17 protein-coding genes are annotated in these 15,748 nt (G+C 66.2%); 5 read left to right on the top strand and 12 right to left on the bottom strand.

What is annotated here, in order from left to right:
• Positions 1-54: 54 nt before the first annotated feature.
• From AB4089_RS15990 to AB4089_RS15965, 6 genes are all read right to left on the bottom strand, one after another.
• Positions 55-1,161 (bottom strand): BMP family lipoprotein, encoded by a 1,107-nt coding sequence (locus tag AB4089_RS15990; protein WP_441410259.1) that lies wholly within the window; start codon positions 1,159-1,161, stop codon positions 55-57.
• 328 nt (positions 1,162-1,489) lie between these two features.
• Positions 1,490-2,515 (bottom strand): NADP-dependent oxidoreductase, encoded by a 1,026-nt coding sequence (locus AB4089_RS15985; protein ID WP_441410258.1) that lies wholly within the window; start codon positions 2,513-2,515, stop codon positions 1,490-1,492.
• Complete coding sequence (locus AB4089_RS15980; RefSeq protein WP_441410257.1) at positions 2,512-2,943, bottom strand: organic hydroperoxide resistance protein; 432 nt, start codon at positions 2,941-2,943, stop codon at positions 2,512-2,514. Before AB4089_RS15980 ends, AB4089_RS15985 begins: the two co-directional genes overlap by 4 nt.
• A 73-nt stretch (positions 2,944-3,016) precedes the next feature.
• Positions 3,017-3,481: a MarR family winged helix-turn-helix transcriptional regulator gene (locus tag AB4089_RS15975; RefSeq protein ID WP_441410256.1), complete on the bottom strand. Its 465-nt coding sequence runs from the start codon at positions 3,479-3,481 to the stop codon at positions 3,017-3,019.
• Between the two features lie 259 nt (positions 3,482-3,740).
• Positions 3,741-4,940: an amidohydrolase gene (locus tag AB4089_RS15970; RefSeq protein ID WP_441410255.1), complete on the bottom strand. Its 1,200-nt coding sequence runs from the start codon at positions 4,938-4,940 to the stop codon at positions 3,741-3,743.
• A 96-nt stretch (positions 4,941-5,036) separates the two neighbouring features.
• Complete coding sequence (locus AB4089_RS15965; RefSeq protein ID WP_441410254.1) at positions 5,037-6,170, bottom strand: mannose-1-phosphate guanylyltransferase; 1,134 nt, start codon at positions 6,168-6,170, stop codon at positions 5,037-5,039.
• Between the two features lie 267 nt (positions 6,171-6,437).
• On the opposite strand from AB4089_RS15965, the gene sdhC reads away from it, so the two are divergent.
• The 5 genes from sdhC (at position 6,438) to AB4089_RS15940 (ending at position 11,010) form a co-directional block, all read left to right on the top strand.
• Positions 6,438-6,818: a succinate dehydrogenase, cytochrome b556 subunit gene (sdhC, locus tag AB4089_RS15960; protein WP_079553238.1), complete on the top strand. Its 381-nt coding sequence runs from the start codon at positions 6,438-6,440 to the stop codon at positions 6,816-6,818.
• 3 nt (positions 6,819-6,821) lie between these two features.
• Positions 6,822-7,316, top strand: a complete 495-nt coding sequence (locus tag AB4089_RS15955) for a succinate dehydrogenase hydrophobic membrane anchor subunit (protein WP_441410253.1) — start codon at positions 6,822-6,824, stop codon at positions 7,314-7,316.
• A gap of 226 nt (positions 7,317-7,542) precedes the next feature.
• A complete protein-coding gene (sdhA, locus tag AB4089_RS15950; protein ID WP_441410252.1) occupies positions 7,543-9,342 on the top strand; it encodes a succinate dehydrogenase flavoprotein subunit in 1,800 nt (599 codons plus the stop codon).
• Between the two features lies 1 nt (position 9,343).
• Positions 9,344-10,126, top strand: a complete 783-nt coding sequence (locus AB4089_RS15945) for a succinate dehydrogenase iron-sulfur subunit (protein WP_441410251.1) — start codon at positions 9,344-9,346, stop codon at positions 10,124-10,126.
• 119 nt (positions 10,127-10,245) lie between these two features.
• Entirely contained in the window at positions 10,246-11,010 is a 765-nt protein-coding gene (locus tag AB4089_RS15940; protein ID WP_441410250.1) for an alpha/beta hydrolase family protein, read from the top strand.
• Here the strand turns inward: AB4089_RS15940 and AB4089_RS15935 are convergent.
• From AB4089_RS15935 to AB4089_RS15910, 6 genes are all read right to left on the bottom strand, one after another.
• Positions 10,973-12,139: a YihY/virulence factor BrkB family protein gene (locus AB4089_RS15935; RefSeq protein ID WP_441410337.1), complete on the bottom strand. Its 1,167-nt coding sequence runs from the start codon at positions 12,137-12,139 to the stop codon at positions 10,973-10,975. The two genes, AB4089_RS15940 and AB4089_RS15935, sit on opposite strands and share 38 nt — an antisense overlap.
• Positions 12,084-12,698, bottom strand: a complete 615-nt coding sequence (locus AB4089_RS15930; protein ID WP_441410249.1) for a 2'-5' RNA ligase family protein — start codon at positions 12,696-12,698, stop codon at positions 12,084-12,086. Before AB4089_RS15930 ends, AB4089_RS15935 begins: the two co-directional genes overlap by 56 nt.
• A 4-nt stretch (positions 12,699-12,702) precedes the next feature.
• On the bottom strand, positions 12,703-13,824 hold the full coding sequence (gene trpS / locus AB4089_RS15925; RefSeq protein WP_441410248.1) for a tryptophan--tRNA ligase: 1,122 nt from the start codon (positions 13,822-13,824) through the stop codon (positions 12,703-12,705).
• 17 nt (positions 13,825-13,841) lie between these two features.
• Positions 13,842-14,675 carry an exodeoxyribonuclease III gene (locus tag AB4089_RS15920; RefSeq protein ID WP_441410247.1) on the bottom strand — a complete coding sequence of 278 codons (834 nt, stop codon included), beginning with the start codon at positions 14,673-14,675 and terminating at the stop codon, positions 13,842-13,844.
• 10 nt (positions 14,676-14,685) lie between these two features.
• Entirely contained in the window at positions 14,686-15,255 is a 570-nt protein-coding gene (locus AB4089_RS15915; RefSeq protein ID WP_441410246.1) for a hypothetical protein, read from the bottom strand.
• A 117-nt stretch (positions 15,256-15,372) separates the two neighbouring features.
• Entirely contained in the window at positions 15,373-15,729 is a 357-nt protein-coding gene (locus tag AB4089_RS15910; protein ID WP_441410245.1) for a VOC family protein, read from the bottom strand.
• Between the last annotated feature and the right edge of the window lie 19 nt (positions 15,730-15,748).

Genomic DNA, 15,748 nt, shown 5'->3' with positions numbered 1-15,748 from the left:
CGCCACAGCCCGTGCGGTGGTGACCGGACGGGCCGTGGCGCTTAGCGGAGGAAGTTAGGCCTTCGGGCTGGCTGCGGATTCAACCTTCAGCTTGCCGTCGGCGATGTCCTTCTTGATCTGGTCCAGCTCGGTCTTCAGTTCGGCCGGAACCTGGGCATCCATGTCGTGGAACGGAGCCAGCTGGACGCCGTCGTTCGCGAGTGTGCCGATGTACGGCGCGTTGGTGAACTGGCCGTCCTTGTCCTGCTTGACGACCGCCTCGACGGCCTGGCCCATCTGCTTCATGACGGAGGAGAGCATGATGTCCTTGTAATCCGGTGCCGTGAGGAAGCCGTCCGAGTCAACCCAGATGAGCTTGACGTCCTTGCCGGCTGCCTTGGCTTCCTGCAGGGCCGCGCCCGCACCCTTGCCGACCGGACCAGCGACGGGCATGACGATGTCTGCGCCCTGGTCCAGGAAGTTCTGGGTGAACTGCTTGCCCTTGTCCTGCTTTTCGAAGTCGCCGGTGAAGGAGCCGTCCTGCTTGGCCTTGTCCCAGCCGAGGAGCTTGACGTCCTTGCCCTTCTTTTCGTTGTAGTACTTCACGCCGTCGGCGAAGCCGTCCATGAAGATCGTGACCGTGGGGATCTTGATGCCGCCGAAGGTGGCAACCGTTCCGGTCTTGGTGGTGCCTGCTGCGAGGTAGCCGGCCAGGAACGCGGCCTGGGCGGTGTCGTAGATGATCGGCTTGACGTTGGCGACCGGGGTGTCGTAGCCGAAGTCGATGATGGCGAAGTGCTTGTCCGGGTTCGCGGTGGCCTGGGACTTGGTGGCGTCGCCGAGCAGGAAGCCGACCGTGATGGTCAGGTTGCAGCCGGCGGAGACCATGGCGCGCAGGTTGGGCTCGAAGTCGTTGTTGGTCTTGGACTCGGCCTGGTTCATCTTAAGGCCCAGCTCCGACGTGACCTTCTTCAGCCCCTCGTAGGAGGACTGGTTGAACGACTGGTCATCGAACCCACCCGAGTCGGACACGATGCAGCCCTGGTAGTTGCTGGCGGTGTTGGTGGCGGTGCTGGCCTCCGGGGCAGCGCCGCAGCCGGTCAGCAGGAGTGCAGCCGCGCCCGCGGTGGCGACCCCGGCCATTGATCCGCGCTTAAAGGTGGCACGCAGAGAGTTCTTCAATTTTCCTCCAGGAAGAAAGAGTAGGCGCTACGACGGGAGCTCAATGAGTGTCTGTCTGCGGTGTTCCGCTGAATTCTGTTTTCACTGATGGATTCGCAGCACTGCGCCAAGGCGCACTGATGGATGCTACTTTAGTGGCCTGCGACACGTCCACATAGCGGACTTCACAGCAATTCCCCAGATCGTTGAGAACTTGTTACCTAGTGGTAGCTGGGCCCTCCCGCCAGCGACCGGCGCACAGACGCCTCCGGCGCCAGTTCCTGCGGGAACTGGCGCCGGAGGCGTCTGTGTTTTAGGCGATGCAGTGTGTGGTGTTGCGCCGCTGCGGCTACAGCCGGACCAGCATCTTGCCGGTGTTGGCGCCGTCGAGCAGGTCCATGAAGGCCTGCGGGGCGTTCTCCAGGCCGTCCACCACGGTCTCGTCGTAGCGGACGGTTCCGTCGGCCAGCCAGGCGGACATGGTCTCGACGAACTCGGCCATGTGCTGCCAGTAGCCGCCGACCAGGAAGCCCTTGAGCGTCAGCTGCTTGCCGATTGCCAGCATGAGGTTCCGCGGCGCCGGGGTGGGCTCGGTCGAGTTGTATTGGGCGATGGCCCCGCACATGGCCACGCGGCCGCCAACGGTGAGTACTGACAGCGCGGCTTCGAGGTGCTCGCCGCCGACGTTGTCGAAGTAGACGTCGATCCCGCGCTCACCGGCGGCCGCGGCGAGCTGTTCCGCCACGGGGCCGTCGTGGTAGTTGAAGGCGGCGTCGAAGCCGAGCTCGAGCAGCCGCGCCACCTTTTCCGGTGAGCCCGCGCTGCCGATGACCCGGGATGCGCCCATGGCCTTGGCGATCTGCCCCACGAGTGAGCCGACAGCACCCGCGGCGCCGGAGACGAAAACGGCGTCGCCGGCCTTGAATTCAGCGACTTTCAGGAGTCCCGCGTAGGCGGTGAGGCCGGTCATGCCGAGGGCGCCGAGGAATGCCGGGGCAGGGGCCAGATCGGTGCGCGCCGGGGCAGTGGCTGCGGCATCGACAACGGCGTATTCGCGCCAGCCGAGGCCGTGCACGACCGTATCGCCGACGGCGCGCCCTTCGGCCCGGGACGCGATGACTTCGCCGACGGCGCCGCCCTCCATCGCCGCATCCAGCGCAAACGGCGCGGAGTAGGACTTGACGTCATTCATGCGGCCCCGCATGTACGGGTCTACCGAAATGAAGAGGTTGCGGACCAGGACCTGGCCGTCCTGCAACTCGGGAAGCGGCGACTCGGCGAGGCGGAAGTTCGCCGGAACCGGGCGGCCGTGCGGGCGGGACGCAAGCTGGATCTCGCGGGTGGTGACGGGAAGGGTTTCGGTGCTGGCGCTCATGCGGCTACCTCCAGGATTGTGATGTCGACGGTGATGTTGCCGCGGGTGGCGTTGGAGTACGGGCAGACCTGATGGGCTTTGGCCACGAGGGCCTCGGCGGTTTCCCGGTCCAGGGCGGGCAAGGCGATCTCGAGTTCGGCTGCGATGCCGAAGCCGGCGCCGTCATCGAGTGCGCCAAGGTGGACCTTCGCGGCGACCGCGGAGTCCGTCAGGTCGGCGCGCTCCTTGCGTCCGACGAGGCGCAGCGCGGAGTGGAAACACGCGGCATAGCCGGCGGCGAACAGCTGCTCGGGGTTGGTTCCCGCGCCGTCGCCGCCAAGTTCCACCGGGCTGGCCAGGGTGACGCTGAGCTTGCCGTCGTTGCTGACGGCGGTGCCGTCGCGGCCTTCGCCGGAGGCCAGGGCCTCGGCTGTGTAAAGGGTCTTCATGGGTTTCCGTTCTGTCGGCGGGAAGTCTTGGCGGGAAAGTCTTATGTGGGAGGAAGGTGCGGCGGGGAAAAGCTCAGTGGGAGGCGTGCAGGGCGTTCGTCAGCCTGCCCAGGGTTTCGCGGAGCTGGTCCAGTTCCGCGGCCGTGAGGCCGGCGGCGTCCGCCAGCCGCTGCGGGATGCCGCTGGCTTTCGCGCTCAGGGCGGCCCCGGCGTCGGTCAGGAAAATTTCCACGCGGCGCTCGTCCTCGGCGGACCGGCGGCGCTGGACGAGTCCGAGCGCTTCGAGCCGCTTGAGCAACGGCGAGAGCGTGCCGGAGTCTAGTCCGAGCTCCTCCCCCAGTTCACGGACACTGCGCGGCTCCGCTTCCCACAGCACCAGCATGGCAAGGTACTGCGGGTAGGTCAGGCCAAGCTCCTCCAGCATGGGCCGGTAGACGGCTGTGGCTGCGCGCGAAGCCGAGTACATCGCAAAGCAGACCTGACGGTTCAGTCGGAGGGCTTCCGGGCCGGTCGTGGGGGCCGCTTCTGGCGTGGTCATGGTTCCACCGTACGGCATAATTCGGTTGTGCACAACTCGATTGTGCACAACCGAATTGGCGATGCCGGAACCGTCGTTGCTTTGCACAATGACCAACGCCGCGCGCCCGCCGGATTTCCCCATGTTTGGCAGACGCCGACGGCGTGTCGGCCGGCACCGCCGGTGTGTCCCGGCGTCGTGCCGTCAAAGGTGGGGAAAACCCGCGCGCAGCGGCACGCGGCAGGCTAAAGCCGCGGGTAGCCGCGGGTGGCTGCGGCGCCTAGAGGTCGCGGATGGTGCGCAGGGCCGCCGCCGTGAGGACCTGGATGCCGAGGCCAAGCGCCCGCTCGTCAACGATGTAGTCGCCGCGGTGGAGGTCGTACTCTTCCCCGCCGGGAGTCTTGGTGCCGAGGCGCATCATGGCGCCGGGGGTGTCGGCCAGGAACCAGGCGAAGTCTTCCCCGCCCATTGACTGCGGGGTCAGGACCACGGCGCCCTCGCCGATTTCGGCGCGGGCCGCGGCCTCGATCAGCGCGGTCTCATGTTCGGAGTTGACCACCGGCGGAACGCCGCGGGTGTGTTCCAGGTGGACGTCGACGCCGTAGGGCTCCGCGATCTGCCGGATGATGTCATCGAGCAGCTCGCCGGCGTCGTGCCAGGCCTCGCGGTCCAGGCACCGCATGGTGCCGGCCATGTAGCCGCTGCCGGGGATGGCGTTCGGGGCCGAGCCCGCGGAGATCTGGCCCCAGACCACCGAGACGCCGCTGCGGACGTCGACCCGGCGCGAGAGCACGGCGGGGACGTTGATCGCGATCTGCGCCAGGGCGAAAACCAGTTCTTCGGTCAGGTGGGGGCGTGAAGTGTGCCCGCCTCGGCCGGAGAGTTCGATCTTGATGGTGTCCGAGGCGGAAGTGATGGCCCCGATCCGGGTGCCGACCTTGCCGATCTCGATCCGGGGGTCGCAGTGCAACGCCAGGATGCGCGGCACGCCTTCCAGGACGCCCTGCTCGATGCAGGAGGTGGCGCCGCCGGGCATGGTTTCCTCGGCCGGCTGGAAGATGATCCGGACCGTCCCCCGCAGTGGGGACACCTCATTCATGCGCTGCAGGACCAAGGCGATGCCGAGCATGGTGGTGGTGTGGACGTCGTGGCCGCAGGCGTGGGTCACACCGTGGTTCTTCGAGGCGAATTCAAGGCCGGTTTCCTCGATGATGGGCAGGGCGTCGATGTCCCCCCGCAGTGCGGTGGCGATGGGACCCTGTCCGACGTCGACCGTCAGGCCTGTGCCCTCGAGCCGGCGGGGCTTGAGTCCGGCTTCCTCGAGCCGTTTCGCCAGCTTGTCGGTGGTCCTGAACTCCTTGAACGAGAGCTCCGGATGCGCATGGAGGTCGCGGCGGAATGCGATCAGCTCCGGCAGGAGGGGCTCCAGCCACGGCCCCACGAGAGTCGTGGGCTCAGCTTCAGTCGAGTAGTTGCGCACAGAATCACTCTATCTAGCGGACAAAGAATAGCGGCATCGGGTACGGCGCGTTACGGATTGCTGAACAATTCACAAGCCCTGGTCCGCCCCATTCCCCTACAGAACGTCCGTGTCGCCCTTGGCCTTGATGGCGTCCACGGCCTGCTTGACCCGCTGCGAGTGTTCCTTCGTGGTGACCAGCAGGGCATCCGGGGTGTCCACGATCACGACGTCCTTGATGCCGATCAGGGCAATCACCCGCTTGGTGTCCGAGACCACCACGCCGCTGGCGTTCTCGGTGAAGACGCGTGCGCCTTCGCCCAGGACGGTGACCTCGTCGACTTCCTTTGCGCTGTTGAGCCGGCCCACGGAGGCGAAGTCTCCGACGTCGTCCCAGCGGAAGGTGCCGGGAACGACGGCGACGTCGCCGGCGGCCGCCGCGGGTTCTGCCACGGCATAGTCAATGGCGATCTTGGGCAGCGTGGGCCACACCCGGGCCGTGACGGTGTCGCGCTCCGGGGTGTCCCAGGCCTTGGCGATTTCCTGGAGTCCGGCGAAGAGCTCGGGCTGGTTGGCTTCGAGGTGCTTGAGCATCAGCGAGACCGGCGCCACGAACATGCCCGCGTTCCAGACGTAGTCCCCGCTGTCGATGTACTGCTGGGCCACTTCCTCGCTGGGCTTTTCGACGAACTCCACCACGGACTGCGCGCTGGGGGCGTCGGGGATGTTCAGGTTCGCGCCGGAGCGGATGTAGCCGAATCCGGTGGAGGGATGGGTGGGCTTGATGCCGATGGTGACGATCTTCCCGGCGGCCGCGGTGTAGACGGCCTCCCGGACAGCGTCCTGGAAGAGCCCGTCCGGGCTGATGACCTGGTCCGCGGCGAACGAGCCCATGATGGTGTCCGGGTCCCGCTCGTGCAGGATGGCCGCGGCGAGGCCGATAGCCGCACCGGAGTCCTTGGGCTCACTTTCCAGGACGAGGTCCGATTCCAGGACCTCAGGCAGCTGGCGGCAGACGGCGTCACGGTGGGCGGCGCCGGTCACCACCAGCACGTGCGTGCCCGCGACGGGCTGGAGACGGTCATAGGTCGCGCGCAGCAGCGTGCTGCCCGATCCGGTGAGGTCGTGAAGGAATTTCGGGGCTGCTGCCCGCGACAGGGGCCAAAGGCGGGTCCCCACCCCGCCCGCCGGAATGACCGCCATAAAACGGTCCAGCGGTGAATCCTGGCTTGTCACTTTGTCTGTAGTCATCACCGCTACTTTAGCCGACGGCGGCCGAATCACCCCTGACTTCGCCGGGATCACGCCCTTTAAGCCCCCGCAGGGACGACCGAATGTGGCGTTTGTCTCAATTCGGACGCAAATCCGCGCCGGCGCCTGTCAACAAGGGGTTCCTAAATTGAATAAGCTGTGAGCGAAGCCTAGATTTAGGCTTGAGCTTACGAGTGCTCTCGCAGCAGGCGTTCCCCCCGCGTGGATCCCATGCCAGCGCCGCTGTGTTGCAGGGAGGTTTATTCAGTGCCGACAAAACCAGCTGGCACCTTGTACCGCGGCCGTGAAGGCATGTGGTCTTGGGTTGGACACCGCATTACCGGTGTAGTGATTTTCTTCTTCTTGTTGGTCCACGTGCTGGACACCTCATTGGTGCGTGTGTCCCCCGAGGCCTACACCGCCGTGATTGGTGCCTACAAGAACCCCCTCATGGCCCTGGGTGAAACGGGCCTTGTCGCAGCGATCGTGTTCCACGCCTTCAACGGCCTGCGGATCATCGCCGTCGACTTCTGGAAGAAGGGCGCCAAGTACCAGCGCCAGATGCTCTGGACCGTCCTGGGTCTCTGGGTCGTCGTCATGGTCGGCTTCTCCATCCGCCACCTGTCCCTCGCACTTGGAGGTCACTAAGCCATGACTGCAACAATTGAACCCCCACGCAGTGGAAAACTCAGCAGCGGGAAACCCGGCAGCGGCAAGATCCAGCCGAAGTACCGCCGCAGCGGTTCCTCGAGGGGCAACTTCGAGATGCTCGCCTGGCTCTTCATGCGCCTCTCCGGCGTGGTGCTGGTTGTGCTGATCTTCGGCCACCTCACCGTTAACCTGCTGGTCGGCGAGGGCATCCACGCGATCGACTTCGGCTTCGTGGCCGGCAAGTGGGCCGACCCGTTCTGGCAGTTCTGGGACCTGGCCATGCTGTGGCTGGCCATGCTGCACGGCACCAACGGCGTCCGCACGATCATCAATGACTACGCCGAGAAGGACGCCACGCGTCTCTGGCTCAAGATTGTGCTCTACACGGCCACCACGGTCATCATCATCCTGGGCACCCTGGTCATCTTCACGTTCAACCCGTGCCCCGTGGCCAACGGCGTCCAGCTTCCCGGCGGCTTCTGCCCGGCGCCTTAGGGCAAGGGCCTTTAGGGCAATGGCCTTGACGGCCAAGGCCGTAACGGCCAAGGCAGTAACGGCGGAGCCGCCGCGGACCGCTGCCCCCAACGGGTAAGAACCGGCGGTCCGTCACGGCAACTGATCTTGCCTGCCGAGCGCAGGCGCAGATTGCACGAGAATTCACCGGGCAGGCACGTACCTGCCCGGTGGGTTATAGCGAATTTTGAGAGAAAGAGCGTCTGGTATGCAGGTCCATAAGTACGACGTCGTGATCGTCGGTGCCGGTGGCGCCGGGATGCGCGCGGCGATCGAATCAGGTCAGCGCGCCCGAACAGCAGTATTGACCAAGCTCTACCCCACCCGGTCCCACACCGGCGCGGCGCAGGGCGGCATGTGTGCGGCCCTGGCCAACGTCGAGGAAGACAACTGGGAGTGGCACACCTTCGACACCATCAAGGGCGGCGACTACCTGGTTGACCAGGACGCAGCCGAGGTCATGGCCAAGGAAGCGATCGACGCCGTCCTGGACCTGGAGAAGATGGGCCTGCCGTTCAACCGCACGCCCGAGGGCCGCATTGACCAGCGCCGTTTCGGTGGCCACACCCGCGACCACGGCAAGGCGCCGGTCCGCCGCGCCTGCTACGCCGCGGACCGTACCGGCCACATGATCCTGCAGACCCTGTACCAGAACTGCGTCAAGCACAACGTCGAGTTCTACAACGAGTACTACGTCCTGGACCTGCTGACCGTCGAGGAAGACGCTGTCCGCGAGGACGGCACGCCGTACAAGCAGAAGCGTGTTGCCGGCGTCGTGTCCTATGACCTCGCCTCCGGTGAACTGCACGTCTTCCAGGCCAAGTCCGTGGTGTTCGCCTCCGGCGGCGCCGGCAAGGTCTTCAAGACCACCTCCAACGCCCACACCCTGACCGGTGACGGCATGGGCATCGCGTTCCGCCGCGGCATCCCGCTGGAGGACATGGAGTTCTTCCAGTTCCACCCGACAGGCCTCGCCGGCCTGGGCATCCTGCTCTCCGAGGCCGCCCGCGGCGAAGGCGCCATCCTGCGCAACTCCGAGGGTGAGCGCTTCATGGAGCGCTACGCCCCCACCATCAAGGACCTCGCCCCGCGCGACATCGTGGCCCGCTCCATGGCCAACGAAGTCCGTGAGGGCCGCGGCTGCGGTCCGAACAAGGACTACGTCCTGTTGGACCTGACGCACCTTGAGCCCGCGCACATCGACGCCAAGCTGCCGGACATCACCGAGTTCGCCCGCACCTACCTGGGTGTGGAGCCGTACACGGAGCCGGTTCCGGTCTTCCCGACGGCGCACTACGCCATGGGCGGCATCCCCACGAACATCAGCGCCGAGGTCCTCCAGGACAACGACACCGTTGTCCCGGGCCTGTACGCCGCCGGCGAGGTCGCCTGCGTCTCCGTCCACGGCTCCAACCGCCTGGGCACCAACTCGCTGCTGGACATCAACGTGTTCGGCAAGCGAGCCGGCATCGCCGCCGCCGAATACGCCAAGACCGCTGACTTCGTGGAACTCCCCGCAGATCCCGAGGCCTACACGCTGGACCTGCTGGACCACGTCCGCACCTCCGACGGCACCGAGAAGGTGGCTGCGATCCGCAAGGAACTGCAGGACACCATGGACGCCAACATGCAGGTGTTCCGCACCGCCGACACGCTGAACCAGGTCCTGACGGACATCGCGTCCTTCGAGGAGCGGTACCAGCGCATCAGCGTCCAGGACAAGGGCAAGCGCTTCAACCTGGACCTGCTCGAAGCCGTTGAACTGGGCTTCCTGCTGGAACTGGCCAAGGTCATGACCGTGGCAGCCCTGCACCGCGAGGAATCCCGCGGCGGACACTTCCGCGAGGACTTCCCCGAGCGCGACGACGAGAAATTCATGAAGCACTCCATGGCGTACAAGGATGAGCATGCTCCGGCGGATGGTTCTGCCGAGGCCATTGCCGGCATCCGGCTTGCCACCAAACCGGTGGTCTTTACGCGCTACGAGCCGATGGTGAGGAAGTACTAAGATGAGCGCTGAACTCGCTGAGCCAGCATCCAAGATCGAACTGCCCGCCGGCGTCGGCGGGGGCGGGGAAATCCCGTCCTTCGACGTCACGCTGCGCGTGCGCCGCTACAACCCCGAGGTCTCCGAGGACGCCACGTGGGATGACTTCAAGGTCACCATGTACGGCACCGACCGCGTCCTGGACGCCCTGCACAAGATCAAGTGGGAGATGGACGGCAGCGTCTCCTTCCGCCGCTCCTGCGCCCACGGCGTCTGCGGCTCCGATGCCATGCGCATCAACGGCCGCAACCGCCTCGCCTGCAAGACCCTGCTGAAGGACCTGGACACCTCCAAGCCCATCACGGTCGAGCCGATCAAGGGCCTGCCGGTCGAGAAGGACCTGATCGTGGATATGGAGCCGTTCTTCCAGTCCTTCCGCGAGGTCATGCCCTTCCTGATCAACCGCGGCCACGAGCCCACCAAGGAACGCCTGCAGTCCGCCGAGGACCGCGAACGCTTCGATGACACCACCAAGTGCATCCTGTGCGCCGCGTGCACCTCCTCCTGCCCGGTGTTCTGGACCGACGGGCAGTATTTCGGCCCGGCGGCGATCGTCAACGCGCACCGCTTCATCTTCGACTCCCGCGATGATGCCGGCGACATGCGCCTGGAGATCCTCAACGACAAGGAAGGAGTGTGGCGCTGCCGCACCACCTTCAACTGCTCCGAAGCATGCCCGCGCGGCATCCAGGTCACGCAGGCAATCGCCGAGGTCAAGCAGGCGATCCTCGCCCGCAAGATCTAGCGACGGTTCCACGGGCCTTAGGTCCGGAAATACCTTCTGTAATTTACGACGACGGCGCCTCTCACCTCACGGGTGGGGGCGCCGTCGTCGTCTTCCCGCCCAACACGAAAGGGGACACCGTGTCCCGCTCAGAAAAAGTGACTTTCCAGGGTTCCACCGGCGAACTCCTCTCCGGCATTGTGGACGTGCCGGAGGGCCCGGTGAAGGGCTGGGGCGTGTTCTCCCACGGCTTCACGCTCGGCAAGGACAGCCCGTCGGCGTCACGGATGTGCAAGGCCCTGGCGGACAACGGCGTGGGCATGCTCCGGTTCGACAACCTGGGGCTCGGCGAGTCCGCGGGGCTGTGGTCGGAGGGGTCCTTCAGCCACAAGGTGGCCGACACCGTCAAGGCCGCCGGGTTCATGCGGGACTCGCAGCGGCGGGTGTCCTTGCTGGTGGGCCACTCGTTCGGCGGCGCGGCCGTCCTGTCCGCGGCACGGCAGATCCCTGAGCTCAAGGCCGTGGCCACGGTGGGTGCCCCGTTCTCCCCCAAGCACGTCGCCCATGTCTTTGACGCGGCGCTGGACCGGATCCTGAGCGAGGGAAGCGCCGAGGTGGACCTGGGCGGCAAGAGGGTGGAGATCCGGCGGCACTTCGTCGAGGACCTCGAGAACGCGGACCTGACGGACTGCATCCACCGGCTCCACAAGCCGCTCATGGTGCTGCACTCCCCCACCGACAACACGGTGGGCATCGAAAATGCCAGCACCATCTTCCAGACCGCACGCCATCCCCGCAGCTTCGTCTCGCTCGAGGGCAGCGACCACCTCCTGACGGGCAAGGGCCAGGCGGCCCGTGCCGCGAAGATTATTTCGGCGTGGGCCGACCAGTACCTCGACGCCTGAACGCGGCCGACAGCGGCCGCCGGCGGGCCCTGTGCTCCACCGGTGTCTTGCCCGGCTGGACCCGCCGGGCGCCCCAGCCGGTGGTCGCGGTCGCGGGTCCGGCCTTGAGGTCCTCTTCCCGGATCGCCACCCACGCGGCGCAGATCACGTAGACCTGGCTGACCAGGTTGAACCAGATCAGCAGGCCGATGATGATGGCGAAGGGCGCCAGGATGGGGTTCTTGCCCGCACTGGCCAGCAGCTGGGTGCTGAAGATCTGCAGGATGGTGGTGCCCACTGCGGCGAGGGTTGTCCCTTCCAGCAGGGAGCGCCGGGCCGGTTTCAGGCCCGCGGCCACCCGGTACATGATCAGGGCGGTACCCCAGCCGAGCAGCAGCGGCACGAGGATAGTGATCGAGGTCGTCATCGGCCCGGCCAGCACGGGATCGAGTTCCAGCTGCTGGGTCACCCATCCCGCGGCCGTACCGAATATCAGCGAGGCCGCGGCGCTGACCACCAGGGCCACGCCCATCAGCAGCAGCGTGCCGACGTCCTTGAGTATCTGCAGGATCGGATTCATCACCAGGGGGCCGAGCTGCATCATGCCCCGCATACCGTCGCGGATGCCGCTGATCCAGCCCAGGGACGTGAACACCGTCACCACGGCCGCGATCCCGGCGGCCCAGCCCAGGCTGGCTGGGTTCAGGAGCTGATAGGGGTCAACCAGGCCCTCGCTGCCGTCGACCTGCAGCAGCCCAGGCGCGGCGGCGTCCACGCTCTTAATAATCGTCTCCAGCAGGGCCGGATGTCCGCTGAGGACGAGGCCGGCCAGGGAGAGTCCGGTGGCCAGGAGGCCCGTGATGGAGAAAAACATCCTGAACCCGATGCCCGCGCTCAGCAGCGGGCCGCGTTGGCGCAGGTAGTGCAGGTACGCCCGCATCGGCAGCAGGGCGTTGACCCGGGCCAGCAGCCACGCCACCATGGCCATCAGCGAGGCGATCCATCCGCTTCCGGAGCGCCGGGTCCTGCCCCACTCGACCCGCTTGCGGATGACTTCCAGTTTCAGCCCGGCCAGGTCGGTGGGGAGCGGCGGCTCAGCGGGCGTTTGCGGTGCCGTCCGGGCCTCTGTCGTGGTCAGGTTTGGTCCCAAAGTCAAGCTCTTCCCGTAGCTGCCAGATGCCGTTGTCATCGTGCTCGTAAAGTCCCATGCTAGCCACAGGGAACGTGGCCCTGTAGTCCTTGAGTGCCGTTTCGGCCTCATCGAGGCTTTCCGGGGCAACATCGTGGGCCACGGTGACGTGCGGATGGTAGGCGAAGGGCAACTCCCGCTCCAGCGGGCCGGACTGCAGCTGGCGGTGCAGGTTCACGCAGTCCCCGAAGCCGTCCTCGACGTTCAGGAACACCACCGGGGACACGGGCCGGAATGACCCGGTCCCCGCGATGGTGATATTGAACGGCTGCTGTCCGCGTGCCACGTCCCGGACATGGTTACAGGTCGCCTCCCAGTCCTGCGTCATCGTCGTGGTCACCAGCGTGATGTGGGCCGGGACGACGGCGGCCATGGGGTCACCGAAGGATGCCCGCCAGCGCTGGAGCTCCTCAGCGATGTCCGCCGGGAAGCTCAGGATCACACCGATGCTGATGCCTTCGCTGCGTGCCTGCCCGTTCGACGCGGCGACTTTGGCGGTGACTTTGCTGACGGAGGACATTGACCTAGCGGACTCCCTGGGCGCCGGCGTAGGGCAGGAAACCCACCTTGGCGTAGACGTCGCGCAGAGTCAGCGAGGCAATCTCCCTGGCCTTGTCCGCGCCGAGGGCCAGGAGCCGGTCCAGCTCCGCGGGGTCGTTCAGCAGCTCGTTGGCCCGGTTCCGGATCGGAGTCAGGTGCTCGGTGACCACCTCGGCGAGGTCCACCTTGAGGTGGCCGTACATCTTGCCCTCATACGCGGTGACCAGGGCGTCAACGCTTTGCCCGGTAATGGCCGAATAAATGGTCAGCAGGTTGGAGACGCCTGGCTTGGTTTCGCGGTCAAACCGGATTTCCGTCTCGGCATCCGTCACGGCCGACTTGATCCGCTTGGCCGTGACCTTGGGATCGTCCAGCAGGTTGATCAGGCCCGCCGGGGATTCCGCGGACTTGGACATCTTGGCGGTGGGATGCTGCAGGTCGTAGATCTTCGCGGATTCCTTCTGGATGAAGGGCTGCGGGACCGTGAAGGTGTGGCCGAAGCGGGTGTTGAACCGCTGGGCCAGGTCTCGGCTGAGTTCCACGTGCTGGCGCTGGTCCTCGCCCACGGGGACGCCGTGCGGCTGGTACAGGAGGATGTCCGCGGCCTGCAGGATGGGATAGGTGAACAGTCCCACGCTGGCGTGGTCTGAGCCCTGTTTGTGGGCCTTGTCCTTGAACTGGGTCATCCGCGATGCCTCGCCGAATCCGGTGATGCAGTTCAGCACCCAGGCCAGCTGGGCGTGCTCGGGCACCTGGGACTGGACGAACAGCGTGCACTTGTCCACGTCCACGCCGCCGGCAATGTACTGCGCGGCCGTGACCCGGGTGCGGTGGGCCAACTCGGCGGGATCCTGCGGAACGGTGATCGCGTGCAGGTCCGGGATGAAGAAGACGGCGTCGTACTCGTCCTGCATCCGGACCCAGTTCACGAGCGCGCCGAGGTAGTTGCCCAGGTGCAGGGAGTCGGCGGAGGGCTGCATGCCGGAGAGGATGCGGTGCCGGGCGGCGGTGGCCGTGCCTGTCGTGGGGGCAGCCGCGAGAACGGCGTCCGGGACGGTGCCGGCGTCGGCGGCCGCGCCTGTGGTCGCGGTGGAAGGAGAGGTCATTCGTGGAAGCCTTACAACTAGAGCCGGTAGTCCACTACCAGCGGGGCGTGGTCGGAGAAGCGGGTGTCCCAGGACGCGGCCCGGTCAACAACGGCTGACACTGCGGCTGCAGCGAGAGCGGGCGTGGCCATGTGGTAATCGATGCGCCAGCCGGTGTCGTTGTCGAAGGCCTGGCCCCGTTGCGACCACCAAGTGTAGGGGCCGTCGACGTTACCCGCCAGGCCCCTGTGAACATCCTTCCAGCCGATTTCCTCGCCGAAGAAGCGGTCGAAATAGGCCCTCTCCTCCGGCAGGAACCCGGCACGTTTGACGTTGCCCTTCCAGTTCCTGATGTCCAGTTCCGTGTGGCCGACGTTGAGGTCGCCCACAACCAGGGCGTGGTCACTGTGCTTGGCGAGTTCAGGCAGGCGCGTGGTCATGACATCCAGGAAACGGAACTTGTCGTCCTGTTTGGGGGTGCCGGCCTCGCCCGAGTGAACATAGGCGCTGACAACGGACAGCTGCGAGGCCTGTCCGGCAGCATCCCGGACGATGTAATCGGCCTCGACCCAGCGCCCTGCTGTGGCGAAGAAGTCATCCCCGATCCCCACCCGGGTGGCAAGGGGCTCTTCGCGGGAGGCAATGGCGACGCCGGCCCGGCCCTTGGCCTCGGCCTCTGCGTGCAGGATGTACCAGCCCTCGCCGAGCAGTTCCTCGACGATCGCGTCAGGCGCGCGCACCTCCTGGAGGCACAGGATGTCCACCTCGCGGGGCTCAAGCCACTCCGCCATGCCCTTCTTGTAGGCGGCACGCAGGCCGTTGACGTTGACTGACGCGATGCGAAGGTGGTCCTTCTTCAATGCCGAGCTCACCCGATCCACTCTAGTCGATGATGGTTCCGCTAACGGGTGCGTCGTCGCCGCCCGAGGATTTGATCATGTCCCGCGCATTGGTGGCGGTGATCTCAATGGTTTCCAGGGCGCGGCGGATCGTGTCGGGATCCGCGGCGTCGCCCTTCTCGCGCTCCTGCTCGACGACGCGGACCTGGACCTGGACGATCTTGAAGGAATGGTCCAGCTTCATGTCCCGGACGCCGTCCGATTCGCGGCGTTCGCTGACCACGCGGGTGCCGCCGTGGTCAGCGCTGCCGGCGGCCGGCGGCCGCCCGGTGGCGGCGTTGAAGGCGTTCTGGGCCTCGTTGAGCCTGGCGCCGGCTTTTTTGGCGGCCTTCTGGATGCTGAAGACGACGAAGGACGCCAGGACCAGCCAGAAGCCGGCGATGATCGCCACGATCCAGCCCACGACCTCGTTCTGGTTGGCCGCGAAGATGACGGCCACCACGAACGCGATGATCAAGACCAGCAACCCCGGCCCGCTGATGCGGAACATGGAGAACCGGCCCCTGGCCGTGGAGTCGTTGGACATTGACGCGGAGTTACCCAGAGATTGCATGAGCCCATTATCGCAAACGGGGCCGGCCGCCCGGTGCGCTTCCACCCCGGGCGAACGCCGCCCCAGCTAACGCCGTCCATCTTGGGACAGACCCGGCAAGCCAGGTCACAACCGCGTCTAGGTAAGAACCAGGCAGAAGGGGTGGCCGCTGGGGTCCTTGTAGGCCCGAAAGGTCTTCGAACCGGCATTCAGGCTTGCCGCGCCGAGGCGGAGCACCTCGGCTTCGGCGGCCTCGAGGTCCTCGACGAGTACATCCACGTGCATCTGCTGCGGGTGCTCGGCGTCGGGCCACTGCGGACGGACCAGCCGTTCGACGCGCTGGAAGTCCACGCCGGGCCGGCCGGTGGCGTCGCCGATCGAAATCCAGTCCTCGTGCTCCTGGATCCGGTCCATGCCCAGCAGCTCCTGGTAGAAGGCCGCCAGGGTGTCCGGGTCCTCACAGTCGATGACGAGGGATTGCCATTTGCCGATCATGGGTTCTCCTTTTGTCGAA

Source organism: Arthrobacter sp. 2MCAF15, from assembly GCF_052115605.1.
Lineage (GTDB): Bacteria > Actinomycetota > Actinomycetes > Actinomycetales > Micrococcaceae > Arthrobacter.
This window is presented reverse-complemented; position numbering and strand designations above follow the sequence as displayed.

Coding starts and splice junctions, on each gene's coding strand:
- AB4089_RS15985 (WP_441410258.1), bottom strand. CDS start 2,515: ATGAGCGCCAGCACCGAAACCCTTCCCGTCACCACCCGCGAGATCCAG.
- AB4089_RS15980 (WP_441410257.1), bottom strand. CDS start 2,943: ATGAAGACCCTTTACACAGCCGAGGCCCTGGCCTCCGGCGAAGGCCGC.
- AB4089_RS15975 (WP_441410256.1), bottom strand. CDS start 3,481: ATGACCACGCCAGAAGCGGCCCCCACGACCGGCCCGGAAGCCCTCCGA.
- AB4089_RS15965 (WP_441410254.1), bottom strand. CDS start 6,170: ATGACTACAGACAAAGTGACAAGCCAGGATTCACCGCTGGACCGTTTT.
- AB4089_RS15955 (WP_441410253.1), top strand. CDS start 6,822: ATGACTGCAACAATTGAACCCCCACGCAGTGGAAAACTCAGCAGCGGG.
- sdhA (WP_441410252.1), top strand. CDS start 7,543: ATGCAGGTCCATAAGTACGACGTCGTGATCGTCGGTGCCGGTGGCGCC.
- AB4089_RS15945 (WP_441410251.1), top strand. CDS start 9,344: ATGAGCGCTGAACTCGCTGAGCCAGCATCCAAGATCGAACTGCCCGCC.
- AB4089_RS15930 (WP_441410249.1), bottom strand. CDS start 12,698: ATGTCCTCCGTCAGCAAAGTCACCGCCAAAGTCGCCGCGTCGAACGGG.
- trpS (WP_441410248.1), bottom strand. CDS start 13,824: ATGACCTCTCCTTCCACCGCGACCACAGGCGCGGCCGCCGACGCCGGC.
- AB4089_RS15915 (WP_441410246.1), bottom strand. CDS start 15,255: ATGCAATCTCTGGGTAACTCCGCGTCAATGTCCAACGACTCCACGGCC.
- AB4089_RS15910 (WP_441410245.1), bottom strand. CDS start 15,729: ATGATCGGCAAATGGCAATCCCTCGTCATCGACTGTGAGGACCCGGAC.